23 protein-coding genes and 1 pseudogene are annotated in these 26,295 nt (G+C 65.2%); 13 read left to right on the forward strand and 11 right to left on the reverse strand.

The genetic code is table 11. The features are described from left to right. Nucleotides 1-58: 58 nt before the first annotated feature. The 5 genes from P5W99_RS12730 to P5W99_RS12750 all read right to left on the reverse strand — a co-directional run bounded on the left by P5W99_RS12730 (nucleotide 59) and on the right by P5W99_RS12750 (nucleotide 6,962). A complete protein-coding gene (locus P5W99_RS12730; protein ID WP_434661001.1) occupies nucleotides 59-1,072 on the reverse strand; it encodes a Tim44 domain-containing protein in 1,014 nt (337 codons plus the stop codon). 36 nt (nucleotides 1,073-1,108) lie between these two features. Then, entirely contained in the window at nucleotides 1,109-1,840 is a 732-nt protein-coding gene (ubiE, locus tag P5W99_RS12735) for a bifunctional demethylmenaquinone methyltransferase/2-methoxy-6-polyprenyl-1,4-benzoquinol methylase UbiE (protein ID WP_421024767.1), read from the reverse strand. Between the two features lie 101 nt (nucleotides 1,841-1,941). Beyond that, the gene (locus P5W99_RS12740) at nucleotides 1,942-2,364 is read right to left on the reverse strand and encodes a gamma-butyrobetaine hydroxylase-like domain-containing protein (protein ID WP_421024768.1); all 423 of its coding nucleotides are present in this window, start codon (nucleotides 2,362-2,364) and stop codon (nucleotides 1,942-1,944) included. Nucleotides 2,365-2,441: 77 nt separating this feature from the next. Continuing rightward, entirely contained in the window at nucleotides 2,442-2,873 is a 432-nt protein-coding gene (locus P5W99_RS12745) for an HIT family protein (protein ID WP_421024769.1), read from the reverse strand. Between the two features lie 42 nt (nucleotides 2,874-2,915). Continuing rightward, the gene (locus P5W99_RS12750) at nucleotides 2,916-6,962 is read right to left on the reverse strand and encodes a DUF3683 domain-containing protein (RefSeq protein WP_434661004.1); all 4,047 of its coding nucleotides are present in this window, start codon (nucleotides 6,960-6,962) and stop codon (nucleotides 2,916-2,918) included. Between the two features lie 606 nt (nucleotides 6,963-7,568). Here P5W99_RS12750 and ilvA point away from each other — a divergent pair. The 3 genes and pseudogenes from ilvA to queF all read left to right on the forward strand — a co-directional run bounded on the left by ilvA (nucleotide 7,569) and on the right by queF (nucleotide 10,924). Then, a complete protein-coding gene (ilvA, locus tag P5W99_RS12755; protein ID WP_421024771.1) occupies nucleotides 7,569-9,095 on the forward strand; it encodes a threonine ammonia-lyase, biosynthetic in 1,527 nt (508 codons plus the stop codon). A gap of 12 nt (nucleotides 9,096-9,107) precedes the next feature. Beyond that, nucleotides 9,108-10,013: pseudogene (locus tag P5W99_RS12760) on the forward strand (5'-nucleotidase); the annotation flags it as partial. An 86-nt stretch (nucleotides 10,014-10,099) separates the two neighbouring features. Further along, the gene (gene queF / locus P5W99_RS12765; protein ID WP_421024772.1) at nucleotides 10,100-10,924 is read left to right on the forward strand and encodes an NADPH-dependent 7-cyano-7-deazaguanine reductase QueF; all 825 of its coding nucleotides are present in this window, start codon (nucleotides 10,100-10,102) and stop codon (nucleotides 10,922-10,924) included. 85 nt (nucleotides 10,925-11,009) lie between these two features. Here the strand turns inward: queF and mtgA are convergent, their stop codons facing one another. The 5 genes from mtgA to mpl form a co-directional block, all read right to left on the reverse strand. Continuing rightward, nucleotides 11,010-11,825, reverse strand: coding sequence for a monofunctional biosynthetic peptidoglycan transglycosylase (gene mtgA / locus P5W99_RS12770; RefSeq protein WP_421024773.1), 816 nt, complete (start codon nucleotides 11,823-11,825; stop codon nucleotides 11,010-11,012). Nucleotides 11,826-11,838: 13 nt separating this feature from the next. Beyond that, nucleotides 11,839-12,711 (reverse strand): shikimate dehydrogenase, encoded by an 873-nt coding sequence (gene aroE / locus P5W99_RS12775; RefSeq protein ID WP_421024774.1) that lies wholly within the window; start codon nucleotides 12,709-12,711, stop codon nucleotides 11,839-11,841. Further along, on the reverse strand, nucleotides 12,708-14,834 hold the full coding sequence (locus P5W99_RS12780; RefSeq protein ID WP_434661007.1) for a ribonuclease catalytic domain-containing protein: 2,127 nt from the start codon (nucleotides 14,832-14,834) through the stop codon (nucleotides 12,708-12,710). Before P5W99_RS12780 ends, aroE begins: the two co-directional genes overlap by 4 nt. 104 nt (nucleotides 14,835-14,938) lie before the next feature. Beyond that, nucleotides 14,939-15,514 carry a YqiA/YcfP family alpha/beta fold hydrolase gene (locus P5W99_RS12785; protein ID WP_421024776.1) on the reverse strand — a complete coding sequence of 192 codons (576 nt, stop codon included), beginning with the start codon at nucleotides 15,512-15,514 and terminating at the stop codon, nucleotides 14,939-14,941. Next, nucleotides 15,511-16,914, reverse strand: coding sequence for a UDP-N-acetylmuramate:L-alanyl-gamma-D-glutamyl-meso-diaminopimelate ligase (gene mpl, locus P5W99_RS12790; RefSeq protein ID WP_421024777.1), 1,404 nt, complete (start codon nucleotides 16,912-16,914; stop codon nucleotides 15,511-15,513). The genes P5W99_RS12785 and mpl overlap by 4 nt, the downstream gene beginning before the upstream one ends. Before the next feature lie 216 nt (nucleotides 16,915-17,130). On the opposite strand from mpl, the gene P5W99_RS12795 reads away from it, so the two are divergent. The 10 genes from P5W99_RS12795 to P5W99_RS12840 all read left to right on the forward strand — a co-directional run bounded on the left by P5W99_RS12795 (nucleotide 17,131) and on the right by P5W99_RS12840 (nucleotide 25,330). After that, nucleotides 17,131-17,775: a UDP-N-acetylmuramate--alanine ligase gene (locus P5W99_RS12795; RefSeq protein WP_421024778.1), complete on the forward strand. Its 645-nt coding sequence runs from the start codon at nucleotides 17,131-17,133 to the stop codon at nucleotides 17,773-17,775. Between the two features lie 30 nt (nucleotides 17,776-17,805). Continuing rightward, the gene (locus P5W99_RS12800) at nucleotides 17,806-18,351 is read left to right on the forward strand and encodes a TlpA family protein disulfide reductase (RefSeq protein ID WP_421024779.1); all 546 of its coding nucleotides are present in this window, start codon (nucleotides 17,806-17,808) and stop codon (nucleotides 18,349-18,351) included. 205 nt (nucleotides 18,352-18,556) lie between these two features. After that, nucleotides 18,557-19,009 (forward strand): type II 3-dehydroquinate dehydratase, encoded by a 453-nt coding sequence (gene aroQ, locus P5W99_RS12805; RefSeq protein WP_129562848.1) that lies wholly within the window; start codon nucleotides 18,557-18,559, stop codon nucleotides 19,007-19,009. Nucleotides 19,010-19,107: 98 nt separating this feature from the next. Beyond that, the gene (gene accB, locus P5W99_RS12810) at nucleotides 19,108-19,578 is read left to right on the forward strand and encodes an acetyl-CoA carboxylase biotin carboxyl carrier protein (RefSeq protein ID WP_421024780.1); all 471 of its coding nucleotides are present in this window, start codon (nucleotides 19,108-19,110) and stop codon (nucleotides 19,576-19,578) included. Between the two features lie 22 nt (nucleotides 19,579-19,600). Beyond that, nucleotides 19,601-20,968, forward strand: a complete 1,368-nt coding sequence (accC, locus tag P5W99_RS12815) for an acetyl-CoA carboxylase biotin carboxylase subunit (protein WP_421024781.1) — start codon at nucleotides 19,601-19,603, stop codon at nucleotides 20,966-20,968. 3 nt (nucleotides 20,969-20,971) lie between these two features. Then, entirely contained in the window at nucleotides 20,972-21,868 is an 897-nt protein-coding gene (prmA, locus tag P5W99_RS12820) for a 50S ribosomal protein L11 methyltransferase (protein ID WP_434661012.1), read from the forward strand. Between the two features lie 98 nt (nucleotides 21,869-21,966). After that, nucleotides 21,967-23,148: a zinc-ribbon and DUF3426 domain-containing protein gene (locus P5W99_RS12825; protein WP_421024783.1), complete on the forward strand. Its 1,182-nt coding sequence runs from the start codon at nucleotides 21,967-21,969 to the stop codon at nucleotides 23,146-23,148. A gap of 102 nt (nucleotides 23,149-23,250) precedes the next feature. Then, nucleotides 23,251-23,751, forward strand: a complete 501-nt coding sequence (gene tpx, locus P5W99_RS12830) for a thiol peroxidase (protein WP_129562853.1) — start codon at nucleotides 23,251-23,253, stop codon at nucleotides 23,749-23,751. Nucleotides 23,752-23,859: 108 nt separating this feature from the next. Further along, nucleotides 23,860-24,801 carry a carbohydrate kinase family protein gene (locus P5W99_RS12835; protein ID WP_421024784.1) on the forward strand — a complete coding sequence of 314 codons (942 nt, stop codon included), beginning with the start codon at nucleotides 23,860-23,862 and terminating at the stop codon, nucleotides 24,799-24,801. A gap of 52 nt (nucleotides 24,802-24,853) precedes the next feature. Further along, nucleotides 24,854-25,330 carry a glycine zipper 2TM domain-containing protein gene (locus P5W99_RS12840; RefSeq protein WP_421024785.1) on the forward strand — a complete coding sequence of 159 codons (477 nt, stop codon included), beginning with the start codon at nucleotides 24,854-24,856 and terminating at the stop codon, nucleotides 25,328-25,330. Between the two features lie 310 nt (nucleotides 25,331-25,640). Here P5W99_RS12840 and P5W99_RS12845 read toward each other — a convergent pair whose 3' ends face one another. Next, nucleotides 25,641-26,273, reverse strand: coding sequence for a histone H1-like DNA-binding protein (locus tag P5W99_RS12845; protein WP_129562856.1), 633 nt, complete (start codon nucleotides 26,271-26,273; stop codon nucleotides 25,641-25,643). Nucleotides 26,274-26,295: the final 22 nt, after the last annotated feature.

A 26,295-nucleotide genomic window follows, 5' to 3' on the forward strand; every position in this document is an offset into this window, starting at 1 on the left:
ACGCGCGCCGCGGGGCTGCGCGGGATCAACGCTGCATCAATGCCGGCTCATTGGTCTATCAATGCGATTCGACCTGCTGGATACCGGCCAGCAGCCACCCCTCGCCGGAAGTGCGCGACTTCGAGAGATTCCAGATTTCTACGAACGGCGCCGCAGCAGCGCCCGCCTCTTCGCGGATCAGACCGGAGAAGCGCACGCTCGCCAGATATTCGTTACCGCGCTCTTCCACCGCGAGCAGGTCGGCGTTGAGCTGAACGACGTCGGTCTGATTGGGCTGCGTGCCGCGGCCCGCCAGATCCACACGGATCTCGGCGAACATCTCGGGCGTGGTGAACTCGCGGATGTCCTCGACGTTGCCCACGTCCCACGCGGCCTGCAGGCGTACGAAATAGACCTTCGCGTTGCGCACGAACGCCTCGGTGTCGAAGCCCGCCGGAACCGGCGGCGGCGTCTCGATCTGCGGGGTGCTGAGCGGATTGGCTTCAGGTGCGAGATATTGGCCCGTGGGCGGCGCCGTGTAGCGCGGCTCCGGCGGCTGGTAACCGCCCATCTGGCTCAACCCGCCCGAAGGCGGCAAGCTCGCGCCACCCGTCTGATACGCGGGCTGCGCGCCACGGCGGCGCCCCATGAACTTGCGGATCAGCCAGATGGCGACGAATGCGATCAGCGCGACCACGATCATGTTCGCCATCATGCCGGCGAACGCCTCGCCGAGCCCGAAGTGCGACAGCAGCGCCGCGATGCCAAGGCCAGCCGCAAGGCCCGCGATCGGCCCGAGCCAGCGGTTGCGCGCCGGCGCCGGCGTGGGTGCCGGCGTAGCGGGGGCGCGCTGGGCGCCGGCCTGCTGTGCGGGATTCGTGGGACTCGGCTGGGCCGGCGGCGGCGTGGTGCTGCGCTGCGAAGCCACCGACGACTGCTTGCCGATGCTGCGGCTGCCGCCCAGGCGGCGCGCCTCGGCATCGAAAGACGCGAGGCTGCCGGCCACCATCACGCCGACGAGGGCCAGAACTCCAATCCGTCTGGCCCACGATACTGAAAGCTTTTTGGAAGCAATGTTTCGGGACTCAGACATAGCGGAATTTCCTTTAAAGACAGTGATTTGGGAACACTAATATTTTGTGCCGACGTGTAAGGCTACCACGCCAGCTGACAAATTGTAATATTTGACGGCGTCGAGGCCGGCTTGTTCCATCATCGTCTTTAATGTTTCCTGATCGGGATGCATGCGGATCGACTCGGCAAGATAGCGGTAGCTATCGGCGTCCTGCGCAAAACGCGAACCCAGCCACGGCAGCACCTTGAACGAGTACACGTCGTACGCTTTCTTGAGCGGCTCCCAGACTTTGGAGAATTCGAGCACGAGCAGGCGTCCGCCCGGCTTGAGCACGCGGCGCATTTCGGCTAGCGCGGCGTCCTTGTGCGTCATGTTGCGCAGGCCGAAGGCCACCGTCACCACGTCGAAGTGGTTGTCCGGAAAGGGAATTTTCTCGGCGTCGCAGAGCAGCGCGGGTGTGATCACGCCCCGGTCGATGAGCCGGTCGCGGCCCACGCGCAGCATCGACTCGTTGATGTCGGTGTGCCAGACCTCACCCGTCGGGCCGGCCTTTTTTGCGAACGCCATGGAGAGGTCGCCGGTGCCGCCCGCGATGTCGAGCACCCGTGCGCCCGGGCGCACGTTGGCCTGGGCGATCGTGAACGCCTTCCAGGCGCGATGCAGCCCGCCCGACATCAGGTCGTTCATCAGGTCGTAGTTCGAGGCGACCGAATGGAACACGCCGGCCACCTTCTTCGCCTTGTCCTGTTCGTCGACTGTTTCGTAGCCGAAGTGGGTTTTGCTCATCGCGCTCGTCCTTTCGCGGGTCTGACCAGGTCGTGTCCGGGTCTTATTTGATGAAGTGCGGCGCGTGGGCGCCGCGGCGGGCAGGATCGTAACAGGAAGCGTCAGTGGCAGTGGCCGTGCGCGGCGCCGCCCTGGGGCTCGCGCGCCATGGGCGCGTCGCGATCGACGCCCGCGGCTTTCAGTTTGGCGAAGTACTCGGCCCAGAGTTCGTCCTGGCACGTCGCCAGTTCGTAAAGCTGGTCCCAGGAGTAGATGCCGGTATTGTGGCCGTCGGAGAAAGTGGGCTGCAGCGCGTAGTTGCCTACTGCTTCGAGCGCCGTAATGGCCACTTCGCGCTTGCCCGTCTGCAGCGTTTCCTGCCCGGGCCCGTGGCCGCGCGCTTCGGCCGAGGGCGTGTAGACGCGAATCAACTCGAACGGAACGCGATAGCTCTCGCCGTTTCCGTACTGGAGTTCGAGCACGCGCGACAGCGCATGCACCACGATGCCGGTCGGCACCGGTGTATCGGATTTCAATCCACTCATGATTATTTCTGTTCCTCCCTCAAGGTTGCCGGCACGAACAGGCACGAAGGCAAGACGTTCGTGTGTGGCGCTCCGGCTCAGGCAAGCGCCTGCTCGATTTCCTGACGCACTGCGTCGCGCAGCAGCGTGGCCTGCGCGCGGCGCTGCCCGAGCATGGCCTCCGAGACCGTGCGCTGGCGCGGCGACCAGATCGACATCGGAAAATGCGCATCGTTCGTGAAGCGCGGAATCACATGCCAGTGCACGTGCGGCACCTGATTGCCGAGGCTCGCGAGATTCACCTTCGACGGCTGCATCACACGGCGCAGCGCCCGCTCGACCGCGTAGACCGCACGCATCAGATGTTCCCGATCCTCGGCGCCCAGATCCGAGAACTCGGCGACATGCGTATTCCAGATGACCCGGCAAAAGCCGGGATACTCGGTCTCGGCGGTCGCGAGCACGACGCGCATACGCTCGTCCTCCCACAGCACATCGCCGCCTTCCTCATTGCAGAATACGCATCCCATCGTCGTCCTCGAACCCGTGTTACGGAAAAATTGGCGCTGCCATTAAACCAGCACGCGCTCGATTCCGCCATTGTTCGCCTTCTGAACGTAGTCCGCCATCCAGTTTTCGCCAAGCACGTGTCGGGCGATTTCCACCACGATGTAGTCGGCTTCGATGTTGGCGTCCTCGTTGTACCGCGACAGACCCTGGAGGCACGACGGGCAGCTCGTCAGAATCTTGACGTCCTGCGTTCCGCCCTGCCCGCCCGCTTCCTGCTGCGTGGCCGGCTGCACCCCGTTCGCGCCATTGCCAACGATAGGGATGCCGCGCAGTTTCGCCGCGCCCTTGCGGATTTCCTCTTCCTTGCGGAAACGCACCTGCGTCGAGACATCCGGCCGTGTCACGGCGAGCGTGCCCGATTCGCCGCAGCAACGCTCGTTCTTCTCGATCTTGTAGCCATCCTTCTCTGCCCCCATCAGCTCGTTCACGAGCTTGACCGGGTCCATCGTCTTGATCGGCGTGTGACACGGGTCGTGGTACATGTAGCGCGTACCCGTCACGCCATCGAGCTTGATGCCCTTCTCGAGCAGGAACTCGTGGATGTCGATGATGCGGCAGCCCGGGAAGATCTTGTCGAATTCATAACCGGCGAGCTGGTCGTAGCACGTGCCGCACGACACCACCACCGTCTTGATGTCGAGGTAGTTGAGCGTGTTCGCGACGCGGTGGAACAGCACGCGGTTATCGGTGACGATCTTCTCGGCCTTGTCGTACTGGCCCGAGCCGCGCTGCGGATAGCCGCAGCAGAGGTATCCCGGCGGCAGCACGGTCTGCACGCCCGCCTCCCAGAGCATCGCCTGGGTCGCGAGACCCACTTGCGAGAACAGCCGCTCCGAGCCGCAGCCCGGGAAGTAGAACACCGCCTCCGAATCCACGTTCGTGGTCTTCGGGTTGCGGATGATCGGCACGATCTTGTTGTCTTCGATGTCGAGCAGCGCACGCGCCGTCTTCTTCGGCAGATTGCCCGGCATCTTCTTGTTGACGAAGTGGATCACCTGCTCGACCACGGCCGGCTTGCCCGTGGATGCGGGCGGATGCGCCGTCTGCTTCTTCACGACCTTCTTGAGCAGGTCGTTGCCGAGGCGCTGCGCCTTGTAGCCCACGCCCATCATCGCTTCGCGCGCGAGGTTGATGGTTCGCGGGTTGGTCGCGTTGAGGAAGAACATGCCCGCCGCGTTGCCCGCGTTGAACTTCTTCTTGCCCATCTTGCGCAGCAGATTGCGCATGTTCATGGTGACGTCGCCGAAGTCGATCTTGACCGGACACGGCGTCACGCACTTGTGGCAGACCGTGCAGTGGTCGGCCACGTCGTTGAACTCGTCCCAGTGCTTGATCGACACGCCGCGGCGCGTCTGCTCTTCGTACAGGAACGCCTCCACCAGCAGCGAAGTCGCGAGAATCTTGTTGCGCGGGCTGTAGAGCAGATTCGCGCGCGGCACGTGCGTCGCGCACACGGGCTTGCACTTGCCGCAGCGCAGGCAGTCCTTCACCGATTCGGCAATCGCGCCGATGTCGGACTGCTGCATGATCAGCGACTCGTAGCCCATCAGGCCGAACGACGGCGTGTAGGCGTTGCGCAGGTCGGCGCCGTCGAGCAGCTTGCCCTTGTTGAAGCGCCCTTGCGGGTCGACGCGCTGCTTGTAGGCGCGGAATTCGGCGATCTCCTCGTCGGTGAGGAATTCGAGCTTGGTGATGCCGATGCCGTGCTCGCCCGAGATCACGCCGTCGAGCGAGCGCGCGAGCTTCATGATGCGCGCGACCGAGTGGTGCGCGTCCTGCAGCATCTCGTAGTTGTCCGAGTTGACCGGAATGTTGGTGTGCACGTTGCCGTCGCCGGCGTGCATGTGCAGCGCCACGAACACGCGGCCGCGCAGCACCTTCTTGTGGATCGCCTGGGCTTCGTCGAGGATCGGCTTGAACGCGCCGCCGTTGAAGATCTGGCGCAGCTCCGCGCGGATCTCCTGCTTCCACGAGATGCGCACCGTGCGGTCCTGGGTGACGTCGAACACGGTGGCGTCCGGCTGGATGTCGGTGCGATCGGCGAACTTCTCCGCGAGCGCCTCGTAGCCGAGCTGGACGAGATAGTGCTGCGCCTCGCGCAGCGGCATGTCGAGCTTCTCGCCCACGAAGGTCCAGCGCTCGCGCACGCGCTTGAGCAAGTCGAGCGCCTGCTGCACGCGGTCTTCGAGCAGTTCCGCCGAAGGAATCTCGTTGGCATCGTCGGTCTTGCCGAGCGGAAGCTTCCCTTCCTTGAAAAACGCTTCGAGCGCGTCCACGAGTTGAAGCTTGTTCTTGATCGACAGCTCGATGTTGATGCGCTCGATGCCGTCCGTGTACTCGCCCATGCGGTCGAGCGGAATCACGACGTCTTCGTTGATCTTGAACGCGTTGGTGTGCTTGGCGATCGCGGCAGTGCGGCTGCGGTCGAGCCAGAAGCGCTTGCGCGCCTCGGCGCTCACGGCAACAAAGCCCTCGCCGCTCTTGCCGTTGGCCATGCGGATGACTTCCGAGGTGGCGGTGGCCACGGCATCGGCGTCGTCGCCGACGATGTCGCCGATCAGCACCATCTTCGGAAACGCGTTGCGCTTGCTCTTGGTCGCGTAGCCCACGGCGCGCAGATAGCGCTCGTCCAGATGCTCGAGCCCCGCGAGAATCGCGCCGCCCTGCTTCGACGTCTCGAACAGGTAGTCCTTGATCTCGACGATGCTCGGAATCGCCTCGCGTGCCTGACCGAAGAATTCCAGACAAACGGTGCGCGTGTGCGCGGGCATCTTGTGCAGCACCCAGCGCGCGGACGTGATGAGCCCGTCGCAGCCTTCCTTCTGCACGCCGGGCAAGCCCGCGAGGAATTTATCGGTGACGTCCTTGCCGAGGCCTTCCTTGCGAAAGCGCTTGCCTTCGATGTCGAGCCATTCGGTGCGCAGCAGCTTTTCGCCCGGCGCGAATTCGCCGTCGAACCACTTGAGCTCGAAGCGCGCCACGGGAACGTCGTGGATCTTGCCGAGGTTATGGTCGAGTCGCGTGACTTCGAGCCAGTTGCCCTCAGGGTCGACCATGCGCCACCACGCGAGATTGTCGAGCGCCGTGCCCCACAGCACGGCCTTCTTGCCGCCCGCGTTCATCGCGACGTTGCCGCCGATGCACGAGGCGTCGAGCGAAGTCGGGTCGACCGCGAACACGAAGCCGGCGGCGTCCGCCGCCTCGGTCACACGGCGCGTGACGACGCCCGCGCCCGAGAAGATCGTCGCGACCTTGCGGTCGACGCCTGGCAGGTCGGTCATTTCGACCGGGCCGAGCTGCTCGAGCTTTTCCGTGTTGATGACGGCCGAGAACGGCGTGAGCGGCACCGCGCCGCCCGTGTAGCCCGTACCGCCGCCGCGCGGAATCACGGTGAGGCCCAGTTCGAAGCAGGCCTTGATGAGGCTCGCGATCTCGGCCTCGGTGTCGGGCGTGAGGACCACGAACGGATATTCCACGCGCCAGTCGGTTGCGTCTGTGACGTGCGCGACGCGTGCCATGCCGTCGAAGCGGATGTTGTCCTTCTGCGTGCAGCGGCCGAGCACCTTGGTCGCGCGGCGGCGCAGGTCGGCCATCTTATCGAATTCGGCGGCGAAGTCGTCGATGGCGCGGCGGGTGGCGCCGACCAGCGTTTCCACGCGCGCGGCGCGGTCCATGCCCTCCTTGTCGGCATGCTCCTGGAGGTCGGCGCGGCGGCGCTTCTCGATTTCGGCGAGGCGGTGGTTCAGCGCCTCGATCAGGAGCGCGCGGCGCTTCGGATTGTCGAGCAGGTCATCCTGCAGATACGGATTGCGGCGCACGACCCAGATGTCGCCGAGCACCTCATAGAGCATGCGCGCCGAGCGGCCGGTGCGGCGTTCGGCGCGCAGTTCGGCGAGCGCGTTCCATGCATCCTCGCCCAGCAGGCGGATGACAATTTCGCGATCCGAAAAGGACGTGTAGTTGTACGGAATCTCGCGCAGGCGCGGTTCGACATCGGCGGCCACGGTAGCGGCGGCGCCGTGAGGATCGAAAACTTGAGGTGCGTTCATGGTTGGACGACTCTTGGTGACAGGCCCGCTCATGTGGCTCGCTGATATCGCTCGCTGCGGGCATGGCGGACGCTGACGGGGCGCGTGGGGCGCTATTCTGAAATCGTGTCCGCCGGTGGCTCGCGGCCGGCGCGTAGTGGCGCGCTGTTGGCTCGCGGTGGGCTGATAGCGGACTTTAGGGGTGGGCAAGCATGGCGGCTGCACTCACGCCGATGGTTCCCCGGCGCTCGGACTTAGCGGCACGATCGTGCGTGCCGGACTTGCCGCTGCGCCGCGGGGCGGGTCTCGCGCCGCGCGGGCATCAAATGGGCTATCCGAGTCTGCCTGTGCATCTTCCGATCCTTGTTTCAAAAAGCGATTTTAACGCATGATCCGCGCCTGCGCTGACGGTGCCGGGAACTTTGCCATCTTGCAAACGCCAGTCTCTGTCATTCACGCGACAAGCACGTGATACAGGCAGATGAATCGGGCCTGACATCTCCACGAAGCGCCATGCCGCAATGGATTCGCCGTCCGGGCAGTCGGGAATTGGCCCGCTGCTGGCATGATCATTGGCGCTATCATTTACGTTTTCCCGTCAAATCCCGCGCCCGACGCATCCTTCGCATGGCCTCCCACGACGATTATCTGAAAAAAGTCCTCACCGCCCGCGTCTACGACGTGGCCCGCGAGACCGAACTGGAGCGGGCGCCGAACCTCTCGGCGCGCCTGCGCAACACCGTCCTGCTCAAGCGCGAGGACAACCAGCCCGTGTTCTCCTTCAAGCTGCGCGGCGCCTACAACAAGATGGCGCACCTCACGCCCGCGCAGCTCGAGCGCGGCGTGATCACCGCCTCGGCCGGCAATCACGCCCAGGGCGTGGCGCTTTCAGCTGCCCGGCTCGGCGTGAAGGCCGTGATCTGCGTGCCGGTCACCACGCCCCAGGTCAAGGTCGACGCGGTGCGCGCCCACGGCGGCCCCACCGTCGAGGTCGTGCAGGCCGGCGAATCCTATAGCGACGCCTACGCGCACGCCGTGCGCCTGCAGGAGCAGCGCGGACTGACTTTCGTGCATCCGTTCGACGATCCGCACGTGATCGCAGGCCAGGGCACCGTGGCGATGGAAGTGCTCAGCAAGCATCAGGCCCCGATTCACGCGATCTTTGTGCCGATCGGCGGCGGCGGGCTTGCGGCGGGCATGGCGGCCTACGTGAAGGCGGTGCGCCCCGAGATCCGCGTGATCGGCGTGCAGACGGACGATTCGTGCGCGATGGCGCAATCGATGAAGGCCGGCAAGCGCGTGGAGTTGAGCGAAGTGGGCCTGTTCTCGGACGGCACGGCGGTCAAGCTCGTGGGCGAGGAAACCTTCCGGCTGTGCCGGCAGTATCTGGACGAGGTGCTCACGGTGGACACCGACGCGCTGTGCGCGGCCATCAAGGACGTCTTCCAGGACACGCGCAGCGTGCTGGAGCCGGCGGGCGCGCTGGCCGTGGCGGGCGCCAAGCAGTACGCGGAGCGCGAGGGCATCACGGGCCAGACGCTGGTGGCGGTGACCTCGGGCGCGAACATGAACTTCGACCGCATGCGCTTCGTGGCCGAGCGCGCGGAGGTGGGCGAGGCGCGCGAGGCGGTGTTCGCGGTGACGATCCCCGAGGAACGCGGCAGCTTCAAACGCTTCTGCGAACTCGTGGGCACGCGCAGCGTGACCGAGTTCAACTACCGCATCGACGACGCCGAGCGCGCGCACATTTTCGTGGGCGTGCAGATCCGCAACCGGGGCGAGTCGCAGCAGATCGCGCAGGCCTTCGTCGATCACGGTTTCCCGTGCGTCGACCTTACCGGCGACGAGCTCTCCAAGCAGCACATCCGCTACATGGTGGGCGGGCGCTCGCCGCTCGCGCACGACGAGCGGCTGTTCCGCTTCGAGTTTCCGGAGCGTCCGGGCGCGCTGATGCGCTTTCTCTCATCGATGGCGCCGAACTGGAACATCAGTCTGTTCCACTACCGCAACCAGGGCGCGGATTACAGTTCGATTCTGGTGGGCATCCAGGTGCCGGCGGCCGAGGACGCGGAGTTCCGCCGCTTTCTCGCCACGCTCGGCTATCCGCATTGGGAGGAGACGCAGAATCCGGCTTACCGGTTGTTTCTCGCATAAAGCCCGACGATCATGGCCGTTTCGCTCTCCGACAAGCTCGTCGTCGCCATCTCGTCGCGCGCGCTCTTCGACTTCGAAGAAGAGAACCGCGTTTACGAGACCGGTGAGCTGCGCGACTACGAGGCGCTGCAGCGCGAACGCCTGAACGTGCCGGCGCAGCCCGGTGTCGCGTTCGCGCTGATCGAGAAGCTGCTTGCGCTCAATAACGGCGCACACCACGTGGAAGTGGTGATCCTCTCGCGCAGCGATCCCATCAGCGGGCTGCGCACCTTCAACTCGTGCCGCGAGCATCAGCTCGACGTGCAGCGCGGCGTGTTCACGCGCGGGCGCGAGCCGTGGCGCTATCTCAAGCCGCTCAACGCATCGCTGTTTCTCTCGGCGAACCCCGAGGACGTGCGCGGGGCGCTCGACGCCGGGTTTCCGGCCGCGCGGGTCTTTCCACGCATCGAAGCAAATTCGGCGACAATATCGGAACGCAATGCACACGAGATTCGCATCGCGTTCGACGGCGATGCGGTGCTGTTTTCCGACGAAGCCGAGCAGATCTTTCAGCGCGAGGGTTTGAGTGCGTTCGTGAGCCACGAGCGCGACAATCGCGAGCTGCCGCTCGCGCAAGGGCCGCTCAAACCGCTGCTCGAAGCGCTCAACCGGCTGCAAAAGCTCGCCGACGCCAACGCGACGATGCGCATCCGCACCGCGCTCGTGACGGCGCGCTCGGCGCCCGCGCATGAGCGCGCGATCCGCACGCTGATGGCCTGGAACATCGAAATCGACGAAGCGATGTTCCTCGGCGGACTCGACAAAGGCCCGTTCCTGGGCGAGTTCGAGCCCGACTTTTTCTTCGACGACCAGATCCGCCATTGCGAATCGGCCCGCTCGGTCACGGCAACCGGCCACGTGGCGAGCGGCGTGGCCAACCCCGCGAATCCGGCAAACCGCGCGGCGCGCGCAACGAGCGCGACGAGCAACGCGTCGAACGACGCCCCCACTGAAACCAGCGCATCATGACTCCCGAACAATCCCCGCTCGGCAAGGCCGCGACCTACACCGAGCAGTACGACGCCTCACTGCTGTTTCCGATTCCGCGCGCGGGCGCGCGCGAAGCAATCGGCATCGGCGCTCAACTGCCCTTCTTCGGCACCGATATCTGGAACGCCTACGAGCTTTCGTGGCTCAATGCGCGCGGCAAGCCGCAGATTGCCATCGCCACGTTCTTCATTCCCGCCGATTCGCCCAACATCATCGAATCGAAGTCGTTCAAGCTCTATCTGGGCTCGTTCGCGCAAACGCCGTTCGAATCCGCCGACGTGGTGCGCGACACCATCAAGCGCGATGTGTCGGCGGCGTGCGGCGCTTCGGTTTCCGTGCGGCTCGATCAGCCGGGCGGATTCGGCAAAATCCCGTTCGAGGAATTCGACGGCCTCTCGCTCGACCGGCTCGATCTGGACACCGAGATCTATCACCCCGACCCGACGCTGCTCAAGGCCGCCCAGCAAGAGTCGCCCGTGGAGGAAACGCTGATCTCCAATCTGCTGAAGTCGAACTGCCCCGTGACGGGCCAGCCCGACTGGGGCAGCGTGCAGATTCATTACGTGGGGCCGCAGATCGACCAGGCGGGCCTTCTGCGCTACATCATTTCGTACCGCAACCACACGGGCTTTCATGAGCAATGCGTCGAGCGCATCTTCATGGACATCCTGCGCGAGTGCAAACCGGACCGGCTCGCGGTGTACGCGCGCTACACGCGGCGTGGCGGCCTCGACATCAATCCGTTTCGCACCAACTTCAATATGCCGATGCCGGACAACGCGAGACTTGCGCGCCAGTAAGCCGCAATAGTGGGAAGTTAATAAAAAAGCGCCGGTTCGTTCGGCGCTTTTTGCTTGTGTGTCGTCTGAGCCGATGGGCTATAGGCTATTGTGACGAAGGCGGGAGTTCGGCGGCTCCCATGCGGCGCGCGATCACCCTCGCGCGCTGGGCGAGATACGGAGAGTTGCGGTGCTCGTCAAAATACTTCGGCTGCGGCAGCATGACCGCCAATCGCGCCGCCTGCCACGGCGTGAGCTTTGCGGCTGTCGTTCGGTAGTAGTAGCGCGCGGCGGCCTGCGCGCCGTAGACGCCATTGCCCCACTCCACCGAATTCAGATAGATCTCGAAGATGCGCTCCTTATCGAGCAGCGTCTCCAGCATCCACGTGATGATGAGTTCCTGGCCCTTGCGGATATAGCTCTTCTCGCGCGATAGAAACAGATTACGCGCGAGTTGCTGCGTGATCGTCGATCCGCCGCGCACGATGTGGCCGCGCTTCTTGTTGCGCTCCCACGCCTGCAGGATGGCGTCGGTTTCGTAACCGTTGTTGCTGGCAAAATTGGCATCCTCGGACGCAATGATCGCGCGCTTGAGGTTGCGCGAGATCTGGTCGTAGGGCACCCACTGGTGCTGAATGTCGAGATCGGGACGGTCGGCGGAAAGGCGCGCCTCGTCGGTGCGCATGAAGGCCGTCGATTGCGGATCGGCGAAATTCCAGACGGCAATCTGCGCGAAGTAGAAAAGCTGCATCCCGGCCCAGGCGACGCCGAACACCAGCGCCACGTAGACGAGCCAGCGCAGCAAGCCGGGGCGCGTCGCGTTCAGCGCGGCAACGCTGTGCACGAACGGCTCGCCGGGTTGTCCACTGCGTTGCCCATTGCCGAGCCCTGCTGCGCGCGCCCCCGAGGCTTCTCTACGCATGGCGGCGCGCGCGTCAGGCCTGCGCTGCCAGTTGCCTGCGCAGCGCGGCCAGCACGGGCGCGCCTTCGGGGCGCACGCCGCGCCACACGAAGAACGACTCGGCGGCCTGCTCGACCAGCATCCCGAGCCCATCCGATGCGCGCGCGCCCAGCGATTCGGCATGGCGCATGAACACGGTCGGTTCGGCGCCGTACATCATGTCGTAGGCCAGCGTTCCCGGGCCGAACGCGCGAGCGTCGCACTCGGGCAGCGCGGCGTCGAGACTGCCGGCCGTTGCGTTGACGATCACATCGTAGGGCTTTGGATCGATCGCGTCGCGATAGATGGCGTCCGGGCCACCGCCGTTGATGAGGCAGCCAGCCTCGCGCGCCGCGTCTTCGAACTGCTCTACTAGCGCGTGCGCTTTTTTCGCGGTGCGGTTCACGATGGTGATCTCGCGCGGCCGACGCTCGAGCATCGGCAGCACGACGCCGCGCGCCGCCCCGCCCGCGCCCAGCAGCAGCACGCGTGCGCCCTCGAGCGGGACGCCCAGATTCACCTCGATGTCGCGAACGAGGCCGAAACCGTCAGTGTTGTCGCCGAAAATGCCGTCTTCGTCGAAGCGCAGCGTGTTGACGGCGCCCGCCGCCGCCGCGCGCGGCGACAGCCGGTCCGCCAGCGCGTGCGCCTCCAGCTTGAACGGCACGGTCACGTTCAGGCCACGGCCACCCGCGGCCCGAAACGCCTGCACGTGTTCGACGAAGCCGTCGAGCGGCGCGAGCAGCCGGTCATATTCGACAGGCTCGCCGGTTGCGACGGCGAACTGCGCGTGAATGTATGGCGACTTGCTATGCGCGACCGGGTTACCGACCACGGCATAGCGGTCGCGGACTTGCCGGGCGCTCATGAGCGCGGCTCCGTAGCATGCTGCTCTGGCGACTGCGCGTCCTCGCCTTCGGCGGCATTGTCCGCACCAGCCGAATCAGCCGGCGCTTCGGCCAGCGCCTCTGCTTCGCTCTCGGCGGAAGCGTCGGCGGATTCGATGAGTTCTTCGTCCTCACCCGTGTCGTCTTCGGCTTGCTCGCCGCTCGTCACGACCGGCGCGTCGAGCACGCGCAGCATGCGCACCGACGCCTCGATCGTCAGCTCGTCGATCGACAGCACTTCCATCATCAGGCGCGTGCCACGCGCGTGCACGCCGAGCGCGGGCACGTGCATGAGCAGCGGCACTTCCTCGAAGCGCACGAGATCGTCCTTCACAACGGTGGCCGGGAATTCGCGGCGCGCTTCGCGGCCGTCCTCGCCGCGCATCTCCTGCTGGAGCCAGCGCAGGCACCAGAAGTACTCCATGCGGCGCTGGTGATCGGCGTAGGCGGTGTAGGTTTCGTCGAAGCCCTGCACGACGGCGAACAAATCGGCGTCCTTGGGCTTGAACGGCGCGACCAGCTTGGCGGCCACGCCGTGCTCGACGCACGCGAGCAGCTGCCACTGGTTCACCAAGTCGACATAGCGCCGCAGCGGCGAGGTGCTCCACGCGTATTGCGCGACGCCCAGGCCTTCGTGCGGCGCGGCGTTGGTCTGCATGCGCGTGCGCTTGGGGCCCATGGGCGCGCCGAATGCGCGCTGCGAACGATAGATGCCCGGCACGCCATGATCGTGCAGGAACGCGCCCCACGTGGAATTGGCGAGAATCGCCAGTTCCGCGACGATCAAATCGAGCGGCGAGCCACGGCGGCGCGGAGAGATGGTGACGTGCTCGCCATCCACGTAGAAGTTGAAGTCGGTGTTGCGCTGGACTTCGCGGCGCAGGCCGTAGCCCGCGCGCGCCTGCTGACGCTTCTCGAACAGCGCCTGCGCGAACGGCCACAGCACGGCAATGTCGTCTTTATGCGGATAGTCGCCCGTGCCCGCGGCCAGCGTCTCTTCGGTCACGACCTCGTCGAGCGTGTTGTGGCGCAGGTTGCTCTTCACGAACACGCGCTCGGCGCGCGTTTCCGTGGCGACGATCTCCTGCGTCTCGCGGTTCACGATGCAGTAGAGCGAGAGCGCCGGGCGCATGCCGCCCTCCTTCAGCGTGAAGGCGTCGACGAAATCGTCGGGCAGCATGGTGATCTTGTCGCCGGGCATGTACACCGTCGACAGGCGCGTGCGCGCAACCATATCGGCGGTATCGCCGCGCTTGATGCCCAGTGCAGGCGCCGCGATGTGGATGCCGATGCGCACGCGGCCATCGGCGAGATGCTCGATCGAGAAGGCGTCGTCGATTTCGGTCGTGGTGACATCGTCGATCGAGAACGCCTGCACGTGCTCGGCCGCATCGGGCAGGTCGTCGGGCAGCGCACCCACCGCCACGCCCGGGAAGCCGGTGCCGTGCGGGAAGAATTCGGCCAGAAAGCGCGCCTCATGCAGCGCGCGCGGCGAGGCAATGCCGCCGCATTCGAGCATCAGGCGCGGCATCGAAATGCCGCGCGCAGCGGCGGCCGCTTCGAGCGCCTTGTATTCGATCGAGTTCTTGTCGGGTTTCGTGAGCAGACCCAGCGCCTTGTCCTTGAGCGCCTCGGGCAGCTTGCCCGCCTTGAGGTCCTCTTCGTAGCCGGCCTGCACGAGCGCCTGCTGACGCTTGCGCTCGAGCGACGCGAGCGCCATCTTCAGTTGCTCTTCGGGCGCGCGCTGATACTGGCCGCGGCCCTTGCGGCGGAAGTACACGGGCGAGCCGTGCAGGCGCAGCACGAGCGCGGCACGCTCGACCGGGCCGTAGGTCTCGCCGAAGTACTCGGCGGCGAGCGTCGTATAGGCGAACTCCTCGGCGGGCGCGCATTCCCACAGGAAATCGAGGTCGATGTCCTGTGCAGCGGCGTCCGCCTGCTCCAACAGGTCGCCGGCGGCGGGCTTCTCGAATTCGATCAGCACGTCTTTCGCGCGCACCTTGGCGCGCCGCCCACCTGGCAACTCGACCTGAAACGCATCGCCCTGGCGCGACAGCACGCTGCCCGCCTTGAAACTGCCCGATTCCTCAAAGAAAACGTTCACTCAACACTCTCGTTCAAACTTGCCGGACCGCGGGCGCGGCGCGCCCTGGCGGTGCCGCTGTATACATATAGGCGTTCGCGCGCGGCGCGAACGTAAGCGACGCATCAAGGTGCGTCGCAGAACTGGATCACGTCGTCGACGTAATCGGCGAATTCGCTGATGCCGTGGTCGCTGCCTTCGATCAAGCGCGTTTTGGCGCCCGGATAATGAGCGAGCATCTCGCGGTAATCGAGCACTTCGTCGCCGGTTGCGGCGACCAGATAGTAGCGCTGGGGCTCGGTCACCGCGGCAACGGCCAGCGCGCGCAGTTCTTCCAGATGGCGCGGCTCCACGACGATGCTGCCGCCGCCGTGCCAGAGCGGCTGCTCGCCGAGATACTTCGACAGGTCGCGGTCCGGCACCACGGCCGGATTGAGCAGCACAGCGCGCCAGCCATGCTTTTCGGCCAGATGCGTGGCGAAGAAACCGCCAAGCGAACTGCCGATCAGCGTAATGCGCTCGCCGGCTTGCGCACGCGCCGCGATCTCGCGCTCGACGAGCGCCACGGTCTCGACCGGCGACACCGGCAGCGTCGGGCACAGCCATTCGCGACCACGCCCAAGCGCTTCAAGGCGCGCGTCCAGCAAGCGCGCCTTGAACGATTGCGGCGACGAGCGAAACCCGTGCAGATAGACAATCACGCCGCGCCCCGCGCCGAGAGCGCATCGAGCAGCTTCTGATGCACGCCGCCAAACCCGCCGTTGCTCATCACGAGCAGCTGGTCGCCAGGGCGGGCGGCCGACACCACGGCCTTCACGAGCACGTCGAGATCGTGGTACGCCTGTGCCTTCTCGCCCAGCGGCGCGAGCGCCCCCGCAAGATCCCAGCCGAGCGCGTCCTTGCCGCTCGGCGCGCCGTAGCCGAACACGAGGTCGGCGTCGGCGAGACTGCCAGGCAGTTGCGCCTTCATCACGCCGAGCTTCATTGTGTTCGAGCGCGGCTCGAGCACGGCAAGAATGCGCGTGCGCTTGCCGTCTTCCCCATTGCCGATGCGCGTGCGCAACCCGGCGATCGTCGTTTCGATCGCCGTGGGATGGTGCGCGAAGTCGTCATAAACCGTCACGCCGTCGACGCTGCCGCGCACTTCCATGCGGCGCTTGACGTTGCGGAAGGTCGACAGCGAGGCCGCAGCCTGCGCGGGCGGCACGCCCACGCTGCGCGCGGCGGCGATGGCCGCGAGCGCGTTCATGCGGTTGTGCTCGCCCTGGATCTGCCAGTCGACCACGCCCGCGCGCTCGCTGTTGTGATAGACCGCGAAGCGTTCATCGAGCGGCGTCCCGTCCTCAGCGGGCAGCGCCTGCCAACCGCCCTGCACGCCGAAGCGCTCTACGTCGCTCCACACGCCGCGCGAAAGCACGCGTTCGAGCGCGTCTTCGCGCCCGTTCGAGACGACGCGGCCCACACCCGGAATGGTGCGCACGAGATGGTGGAACTGTGTCTCGATGGCGGCCAGATCGGGGAAGATGTCTGCGTGATCGAATTCGAGATTGTTCAGCACTGCTGTGCGCGGACGGTAATGGACGAACTTCGAACGCTTGTCGAAGAACGCCGTGTCGTACTCGTCGGCTTCGATCACGAAGAAGCTCGAATCGGTGAGGCGCGCCGAGATGCCGAAGTTCAGCGGCACGCCGCCGATCAGAAAGCCGGGGTTCAAGCCGGCGTCTTCGAGCAGCCACGCGAGCATCGAGCTCGTGGTTGTCTTGCCGTGCGTGCCCGCCACGGCGAGCACCCACCTGTCGCGCAGCACGTGCTCGCCGAGCCACTGCGGCCCCGAGGTGTACGGCAGGCCGCGATTGAGGATCTCCTCCATCAGCGGGTTGCCGCGCGAAACCACGTTGCCGATCACATAAAGATCGGGATTGAGTTCTGTCTGGCTTGCGTCGTAACCCTCGATCAGGCGAATACCCTGCGCTTCGAGCTGGGTGCTCATCGGCGGGTACACGCCTGCGTCGCAGCCAGTCACCGTATGGCCCGCACTGCGCGCGAGCACGGCAAGACCGCCCATGAACGTGCCGCAGATGCCGAGGATATGGATGTGCATAAGCCTGTCGCGCCACGCGGGCGTCGTGAACGGTTAGTGGGTTAAAGCGGAGCCAGGCGGTTTGCCGGCGTGGGCAAGGCAGAACGGCGGCGCAAGGCCGCCGGAGCAAAGATCGCTATTGTACCCGACGCCTTGCGGCTTTTTCGCCGCTGCCGCCGGCGCACCCGGCGCCGGAAGCCGAACAGGAGGCCATACGATCTCTAGTATGATGAGCGCATGGTTCGCAGATCACATTTCGATCCCCAGCGCGTGCGCGAGGAAATCGCCATCGCGGCAGCAAGGATGATTGCCGAGGACGGGCTCGACTACGCCACCGCCAAACGCAAAGCCGCGCGGCAGGTTGCGGGGGACGCGCGCATCGAAGGCGCCTGGCTACCCGACAACGACCAGATCGAAGACGAGATCCGCGAATATCAGGCCCTCTTTCAGGGCGATCACCAGCCGGCGATACTGCGGCGCCTGCGCGAAATCGCGCTCGAGTGGATGCGGCGGCTTGAATCGTTCAATCCGTTCCTCACCGGCGCGGTGCTCAACGGCACGGCCGGCGAGCACTCGGATATCCATCTGCAGATTTTCTGCGACAACGCGAAGGATGTCGCAATCTGGCTTCTGAATGCGAATGTGCAGTATGACGTCTCGGAAACGCGCCATTTCGCCGCGCGCGGCTACGTGGAAACGTTCAGTTTCATGTGGCAGCCGTCGCGAAACGAGGAGCCGGTGGGCATCCATATTGCGCTCTACAATACCGACGACCTGCGCGGCGCGGTGCGCGCCGACGCCCGCGGGCGTCTGCCGCGCGCGAATGCGCAGGCGCTCCAGGCGCTGATTAACGAAAGCGGTGCCACCTCTTCCACCACCTGACTCATATAGAGCTTAAACGCAGCAATGAACATGAAGCGGATTCTGGCCGGCGTCGCAGTGGCGGCGGTGGCAGCCGGCGGCGGCATCCTGGCGGGACATTATGCAAACAGCGGCAACACCGGCTTAGCCGATGCGGCATCGGTCGCCGGCAAGCCCAATGCGGTCGGCCAGTTGTGGACCGCTGCCGTGACCACGCCCGACGGCAAACCCCAATCGCTCTCCATGTATAAGGGCCGCACGATCGTGATCAACTTCTGGGCGTCGTGGTGCGGGCCTTGTGTCGAAGAGATGCCCGAGCTCTCCGCGCTGCAGCGCGAGTACGCCAGGAAAGGCATCCAGTTCGTCGGCCTCGGCGTCGACTCCGCCGCGAACATCCAGAATTTCCTCAAGAAAGTGCCAGTCGATTACCCGATCTACATCGCCGGATTCGGCGGCGCCGATGTGGCGCGTGCGTTCGGCAATGCAGCAGGCGGCTTGCCTTACACGGTCGTAATCGACGCGAACGGCACGGTACGTGCAACAAAATTAGGCCAAATCAGGATGGACGAGCTGCGTCACACGCTTGATACACTCTGACGCGCTGCAATTGCCGCGGAATAATTGACCGGGGCTTAACGGGCGTACAGCACTTTTTGCTGCGGAATTCAGGGAAATTAGCGGGAGATCGGCCGTTGCGCGTCTTGCAAACCGCGCTCGGGGCCATATCGATCGTATGGAAAACTAGACAAATTTCTCTAATCAGCGCTAAAGTTCGCGCAATTCCACGGAAAAAGAAGCCACCATGACGCGACTGCTGGTTCTGCACGGCCCCAACCTCAATCTTCTCGGCACACGGGAACCCGAGGTCTATGGGCGCGTGACGCTGCCACAGATCGATCAGGCGCTTGCCGACCGTGCCGCCGATGCGGGTGTGGAGCTGGCAACTTTTCAGAGCAACCACGAAGGCGCACTGGTGGACCGCATTCAGGCGGCCCGCAGCGAGCACACGGATTTCATCCTGATCAACCCGGCGGCGTACACGCACACGAGCGTGGCGATCCGGGACGCGCTGGCAGGCGTCGGCATTCCGTTCGTCGAGGTTCATCTCTCGAACGTGCACCGCCGCGAAGCCTTCCGGCACCACTCGTATTTTTCCGACCAGGCCGAGGGCGTCATCTGCGGCCTCGGCTGGAAGGGTTATCTCTACGCGCTCGAATACGCGCTCGACCGGCTCGCCGCCGGCTCGGCCGCGTGACACCGGCGGCGAGAAACCAACGCATTCTGCAAGACAACACCAATCCCGTGCCGCGCGCGCGCCGGCACCTCACGCATGCATAGCAAGGGGGCTGCACCATGGATCTACGTAAGCTGAAGACTCTGATCGACCTCGTCTCCGAATCGGGCATCTCGGAGCTCGAAGTCACCGAGGGCGAAGGCAAGGTGCGCATCGTCAAGAATGCGCCGCCGGTTTACGTGCAGCCGAGCGCGGCGCAATATGCCCCCCCCCTCGCCGGAGCCCCGTTCGCTGCCGCTCCGGCCCCCGCACCCGAAGCCGGCGCGCCCGCCGCGGCCGCACCGGCCTTGCCGCAGGGCCACGTCGTGACCTCGCCGATGGTCGGCACGTTCTACCGCGCACCGTCGCCGGGCGCCGATCCGTTCGTGCAAGTGGGCGACACGGTCAAGGAAGGCCAGACGCTGTGCATCATCGAAGCGATGAAGCTGCTCAACGAGATCGAATCGGACGCAGCCGGCGTCGTCAAGGAAATCCTCGTCGAAAACGGCCAGGCGGTCGAATACGGCCAGCCGCTCTTCGTGATCGCCTAAGGCGCGAGGGCGAATACCCACCATGTTTGAAAAAATCCTCATTGCCAACCGTGGCGAAATCGCGCTGCGCATCCAGCGCGCGTGCCGCGAGCTCGGCGTCAAGACGGTCGTTGTCTATTCGGAAGCCGACAAGGAAGCCAAGTACGTGAAGCTCGCCGACGAGGCGGTCTGCATCGGCCCGGCGCCTTCGAACCTGAGCTATCTGAACATGCCGGCGCTCATCAGCGCGGCCGAAGTCACCGACGCCGAAGCAATCCACCCCGGCTACGGCTTCCTCTCCGAGAACGCGGACTTCGCCGAGCGTGTCGAGCAATCTGGCTTCACGTTCATCGGCCCGCGCCCGGAAACGATCCGCATGATGGGCGACAAGGTCACGGCCAAGCAGACCATGATCAAGACCGGCGTGCCGTGCGTGCCGGGCTCGGAAGGCGCGCTGCCCGAAGATCCGAAGGAAATCGTGAAGATCGCGCGCGCGATCGGCTACCCCGTCATCATCAAGGCGGCGGGCGGCGGCGGCGGGCGCGGCATGCGCGTGGTGCACACCGAAGCGGCGCTCGTGAACGCGGTCAACATGACCCGCGAGGAAGCGGGCCGTGCGTTCGGCAACCCGCAGGTCTACATGGAGAAGTACCTCGAGAATCCGCGTCACATCGAGATTCAGGTGCTTGCCGATTCGTTCAAGAACGCCGTGTGGCTCGGCGAGCGCGACTGCTCGATGCAGCGCCGCCACCAGAAGGTGATCGAGGAAGCGCCGGCGCCGGGCATCGCGCGCCGCCTGCTCGATCGCATCGGCGACCGTTGCGCCGACGCCTGCAAGAAGATGGGCTACCTCGGCGCGGGCACGTTCGAATTCCTCTACGAAAACGGCGAGTTCTACTTCATCGAGATGAACACGCGCGTGCAGGTCGAGCACCCGGTCACGGAGCTGATCACCGGCATCGACATCGTGCAGGAGCAGATCCGCATCGCCGCGGGCGAAAAGCTCTCGTTCCGCCAGCGTGACATCCAGTTGAAGGGCCACGCGATCGAGTGCCGTATCAACGCGGAGGATCCGTTCAAGTTCACGCCTTCGCCGGGACGCCTCACGTCGTGGCACATGCCGGGTGGTCCGGGCGTGCGCGTGGATTCCCACGCCTACAATGGTTATTTCGTGCCGCCGAACTATGATTCGATGATCGGCAAGCTGATCACCTACGGCACCACGCGCGAGCAAGCCATTCAGCGCATGCGCATCGCGCTCTCGGAAATGGTGGTCGAAGGCATCCTGACCAACATTCCGCTGCACCGCGAGCTCATGCTCGACGCGAAGTTCGTCGAAGGCGGCACGAGCATTCACTACCTCGAAAGCCGTCTGGCCGAACGTCAGGCTGTGAAGAAGGACGAAGCGTAATTCATGAGCTACCGGGAACTGATCGTCGAGCTGGATCGCAATCGCGCGGAAGAACTCTCCGACGCGCTGATCGAGCTTGGCGCCCTCTCGGTGTCGGTGGAAGACGCCGACGCCGACACGCCCGACGAGCAGCCGCTCTTCGGCGAGCCGGGCCTCACGCCCGAGCGCACCGCTTGGCAGCATTCGCGCGTTATCGCGCTGATCGGCAACGATCAGGATCCCGCCGTGCTGCTCGTGGCTGCCGCGAACGAGGTCGGTCTCGCTGAAACGCCGAGGTTCTCGCTGCGCGAAGTCGAGGAGCAGGACTGGGTGCGGCTCACCCAATCGCAGTTCGATCCGATCCAGATCGGCCAGCGCATCTGGGTCGTGCCCTCGTGGCACGACGCCCCCGACCCTGACGCGCTCGTGCTCGAGCTCGATCCGGGCCTCGCGTTCGGCACCGGCAGCCATCCCACCACGCGGCTGTGCATGGAGTGGCTCGAGCAGCACGTGCAGCCCGGCAATTCGCTGCTCGACTACGGCTGCGGCTCGGGCATCCTCGCGATCCTCGCGAAGAAGTGCGGCGCGAACCCCGTGATCGGCATCGACATCGACCCGCAGGCGGTCGAATCGGCACGCCAGAACAGCGAGCGCAATCGCGCCGACGTCACCTACGGCCTGCCCGACGACTGCCCGGCGGGCGAGTTCGACATCGTGGTCGCCAACATTCTTTCGAATCCGCTCAAGCTGATGGCGTCGATGCTGTCGTCGCGCGTGAAGCCGGGCGGACGGCTTGCGCTCTCCGGCATCCTCGCGCGTCAGGCCGACGAAGTGGCGCAAGTCTACGCACGCTGGATCGACATCTCGGTCTGGCGCGAGCACGAAGGCTGGGTCTGCCTCGCCGGCACGCGACGCGCGTAAAACCTGTTCGCGCCCCACGAGCAAGGCGCGAAGTCGTAGGCCGCCGTGGATTGCCAGTAGAATGCGAGTATCGCCAACCCTCCGGTTCCACGGCACACATGCTTCTGGCAACGCGCTGTCCCTTCTGCGAAACCGTCTTCCGTATCCAGCCCGCACACCTCGCCGCGCGTCGCGGTCTCGTGCGCTGCGGGCATTGTCAGGAAGCGTTCGATGCGTCGGGTAGCCTGTACGAGCTGCCCGAAAGCGGCGATTTCGCCCAGGCCACGCCTGTCGCGGCCGATATCGCCGCTAGCCTCGCCGCACCATCCGCCCAGCAGGCCGCGGCTGCTCAAGTCGCGCAAACTCCCGATCGGCCGCCGCAAGGCGAGCCAGCGGCCCCGTCCGGGGAATCCACCTCGCCTCGAGCGCCAAACTTCTCGGGCCGTGGCTGGGATCCATGGGCGCCGCGCGCGGACAGCAATCTCGACCCTAGCCTGCAATACAACGGCAGCCACCTGCCGCGTGCAGGCCTGGCCCCGGCACGCGATGTCGAAATGCGCATCGCCCGCGACGCCGAGCCCACGCTTTCGCCTGGCGCCGGGCATGGCGCAACGCATGGCCGACAACCCGCTGCATCCGGTCCCGTCGAGCCGACCCTTTCGGCGAATGACGCCATTCACAGCCGCCATGCCGACCCCGAGCCCGTGCTGCGGCGCGCGCCGGCTGGTTCGTCGGCTACCCCCGCGTTCACTGCGCTCGAACCCAACCCCAGCGGCGAACCCTTCGCGGTCACGCGGGAAGCGCCCGTTCGTGTGAAACGCCATACGGGCTGGCGCATCGTGGGCGTATTGATCGCCCTCGCGCTGCTCGCGACGCTCGCCGCGCAGCTCGCGTGGTGGATGCGCGAAACCGTCATGGTCTACTGGCCCGCGTCGCAGCCGTACTATCAACAGGCCTGCGCAGAGCTCGGATGCAAGCTGCGGCCACCGCGCGACATCGACGGCCTGCAGGTCCGGCCATCCGATCTGCGCCAGGTAGACGATCCGCATCACCTGGAGCTGAAGGTTCCGCTGCACAACCGCTTCGACGTGGCGCTCGCCTGGCCGGCCATGGAGCTCACGTTGCTCGACCGCCAGAACAACATCGTTCTGCGCCGCGTGCTGTGGCCGCAGGACTACGCGCCGCCCGGCACGCGCATCGAGGCCGGCATGGCCCCGCACAGCACGCAGACGATGATCGTGCGGCTCGACACCGGCAACGTCGTGGCGTCGAACTTCCGCATCGAAATCTTCTACCCCTGAATTCCGCGCCGGCGCTCACTTTCGCGCCGGCGCGCGTTTCCTGCGCCCGGCCACGCCGGGCGCGCTCTTCACCACTACAGCACTACATTCGGAGAACACATCATGAGTCAAGTCACGCTAGGCGGTAACCCGATCGACGTCGCCGGCACATTCCCGACGGCCGGCCAGAAGGCCCCTGCATTCTCGCTCGTCGGCCGCGACCTCAATGCCGTCTCGCTCGCTGATTTCGCCGGCAAGCGCAAGGTGCTGAACATCGTGCCGAGCCTCGACACGCCGGTTTGCGCCACCTCCACGCGCAAGTTCAACGAAGCCGCAGCCAAGCTCGACAACACGGCCGTCGTCGTGATCTCGGCGGATCTGCCGTTCGCCGCTGCGCGCTTTTGCACGACCGAAGGCATCGAAAATGTCGTCACGGCATCGACCTTCCGCGGCCACGAGTTCGCGCAAGCCTACGGCGTGGACGTCACGAGCGGCCCGCTGACGGGCCTCACGGCGCGCGCCGTGGTGGTCATCGACGCGAACGACAACGTCGTCTACGCAGAGCGCGTCAGCGAAATCAAGAACGAGCCGAACTACGACGCCGCACTTGCTGCACTGAAGTAATACCCCTCGCGGCGCGCGCGAGCTGGACACCGCCCCGGCACCATGCCGGCTCAATACCGCTCACGGCGCGCCGCCGTCTCCACCCAACGCATTACAGGAATCCCTGCCTTGGCTACGCTGATCTGCGGCTCGCTCGCCTACGACAACATCATGACTTTCGAAGGCCGCTTTCGGGAACACATCCTGCCTGAGCAGGTGCACATTCTGAACGTGAGCTTTCTCGTGCCGACGATGCGCCGCGAATTCGGCGGCTGCGCGGGCAATATCGCTTACTCGCTGCATCTGCTTGGCGGCGACGCGCGCATCATGGCGACGCTCGGTGGCGCCGATGCGCAACCTTATCTCGAACGCCTCGACACGCTCGGCCTCTCGAAAGCGCACGTGCGCGTGCTGCCCGACACGTGGTCGGCACAGGCGATGATCACGACCGATCTCGAGAACAACCAGATCACGGCCTTCCACCCGGGCGCGATGATGCAATCGCACCTGAACCGCGCCGACGAAGCGCCTGGGATCAAGCTCGGCATCGTCGCGCCGGACGGCTTCGACGGCATGGTCCAGCACGTGGAGCAGTTCGCGCATGCGGGCATTCCATTTGTCTTCGATCCGGGTCAAGGACTACCGCTCTTCGACGGTGCGTCGCTTCGACGCGCTATTGAACTTGCGACCTATGTGACGGTCAACGACTACGAAGCGAATTTGGTCAGTCATCGCACTGGCTGGTCGCTCGAAGAGATCGCGAGCCATGTCGATGCACTCATCGTCACGCGCGGCGAGCACGGTTCGCAGATCTACCACGGCGGCGGCATCGAAGAAATTCCATCGGTGCGTGCCGAACGAGTGCTCGACCCCACGGGTTGCGGCGACGCCTTCCGCGGCGGTCTGCTCTACGGCATCCAGAACAACCTCGGCTGGGCCACCACGGGACGTCTTGCCAGCCTCATGGGCGCGCTGAAAATCGAGCATCTCGGACCGCAGAACTACGCGCCCTCGCGGGCGCAAATCAAGGAACGGTTCAAGGCGGCGTTCGACTACGAACTGCCGCTCTGAATCCGGGCGCCGCCTCCTTCGTCACCGGCGGCGCTCTTTGGAGTTACGGGAAATGAAAACAACAAGTCGTGTGATCGTCGCCGTCATGATTGCGGGCTCGCTCGCCCTGTCGGGCTGTGCTTATAACAGCAGTTCCGCTGATGTCTACACCGCCTCCCAGGCGCAACGCGAAGCCACGGTGCGCATGGCCACGGTCGAAAGCGTGCGCGCGGTGAAGATCAGTTCCAACAACGGCCAGCCGAGCGGAATCGGCGCAGTGGGCGGCGGCGCGCTTGGCGCCGTGGCGGGCAGCCAGATTGGCGGTGGCACAGGCTCGATCATCACGGGCATCATCGGAGGCATCGCGGGTGCAGTGGCCGGCAACGCCGTCGAGAACGGCGTTGCGATGCACAACGGCCTCGAGATCACGGTGCGCCTCGATAACGGCGACTATCGCGCCATCACCCAGGCCGCCACCGGCGAGGTCTTTCAAGCTGGCGAGCGGGTGCGCCTGGTCTCGAGCGGAGGCGTCACGCGCGTGACGCACTGATTAACCGGTTTCCCCTGTACCGCAGCGGCGTCTTGCGCCTTCCTGCGGAACCTCAGGCGCATGTGCTCCCCTGTGCATGCGCCTTTTTTCATGCCCGCGCCAAACGGCGTTGCCGGCACTCAGCGCGCCTTGACGCGGCGAGTGAACAAAAGCCATGGACGAAAAAAATCCCGTCGCGGACAAACCGACGACGGGACTGGGAGCGGGCCCGGCATTTGCGCCTGCGCAGATGCATCCGCAGACACAGCGCCCGGCCCTGCCACCGAAGCGCGCGTATTGACTGACTCTCGTGCGCTTCGGCTCGTACTACTTACGGACGGCTGCCGGTCGGGAACGGCCATGCTGCGGCCGGGTTCAGGGCAGTCTTGACCGTTGCTGCGGGCGCAGCCGGTTGCGCAGCAGGGGCAGCAGGTGCAGCAGCGGCCGCCTTCGCAGGTGCCTTCTTGGCTGCCTTCTTCGCGGCGGCCTTCTTCGCAGGTGCAGCCTTCTTGGCAGCGGCCTTCTTCGCAGGCGCAGCCTTCTTGGCAGCAGCCTTCTTCGCAGGCGCGGCCTTCTTGGCAGCAGCCTTCTTCGCAGGCGCCTTCTTGGCAGCAACCTTCTTCACCGCGACTTTCTTCGCTGCGGCCTTCTTCGCGGGTGCTGCCTTCTTCGCTGCAACCTTCTTCACGGCGACTTTCTTCGCTGCAACCTTCTTTGCAGCGGCCTTTTTCGCCGGTGCTGCCTTCTTCGCCGCAACCTTCTTCACCGCGACTTTCTTCGCTGCAGCCTTCTTCGCCGGTGCGGCCTTCTTCGCTGCGACCTTCTTCACTGCGACTTTCTTAGCTGCAACCTTCTTCACCGCGACTTTCTTCGCTGCGGCCTTCTTGGCCGGCGCTGCCTTCTTCGCTGCAACCTTCTTCACTGCGGCTTTCTTGGCCGCCGGCTTTTTCTTGGCAGTTGCCATTTTTTTCTCCTTCAGGTTCAGA

The organism is Paraburkholderia sp. A3BS-1L (assembly GCF_051125215.1).
Taxonomy (GTDB): Bacteria; Pseudomonadota; Gammaproteobacteria; order Burkholderiales; family Burkholderiaceae; genus Paraburkholderia.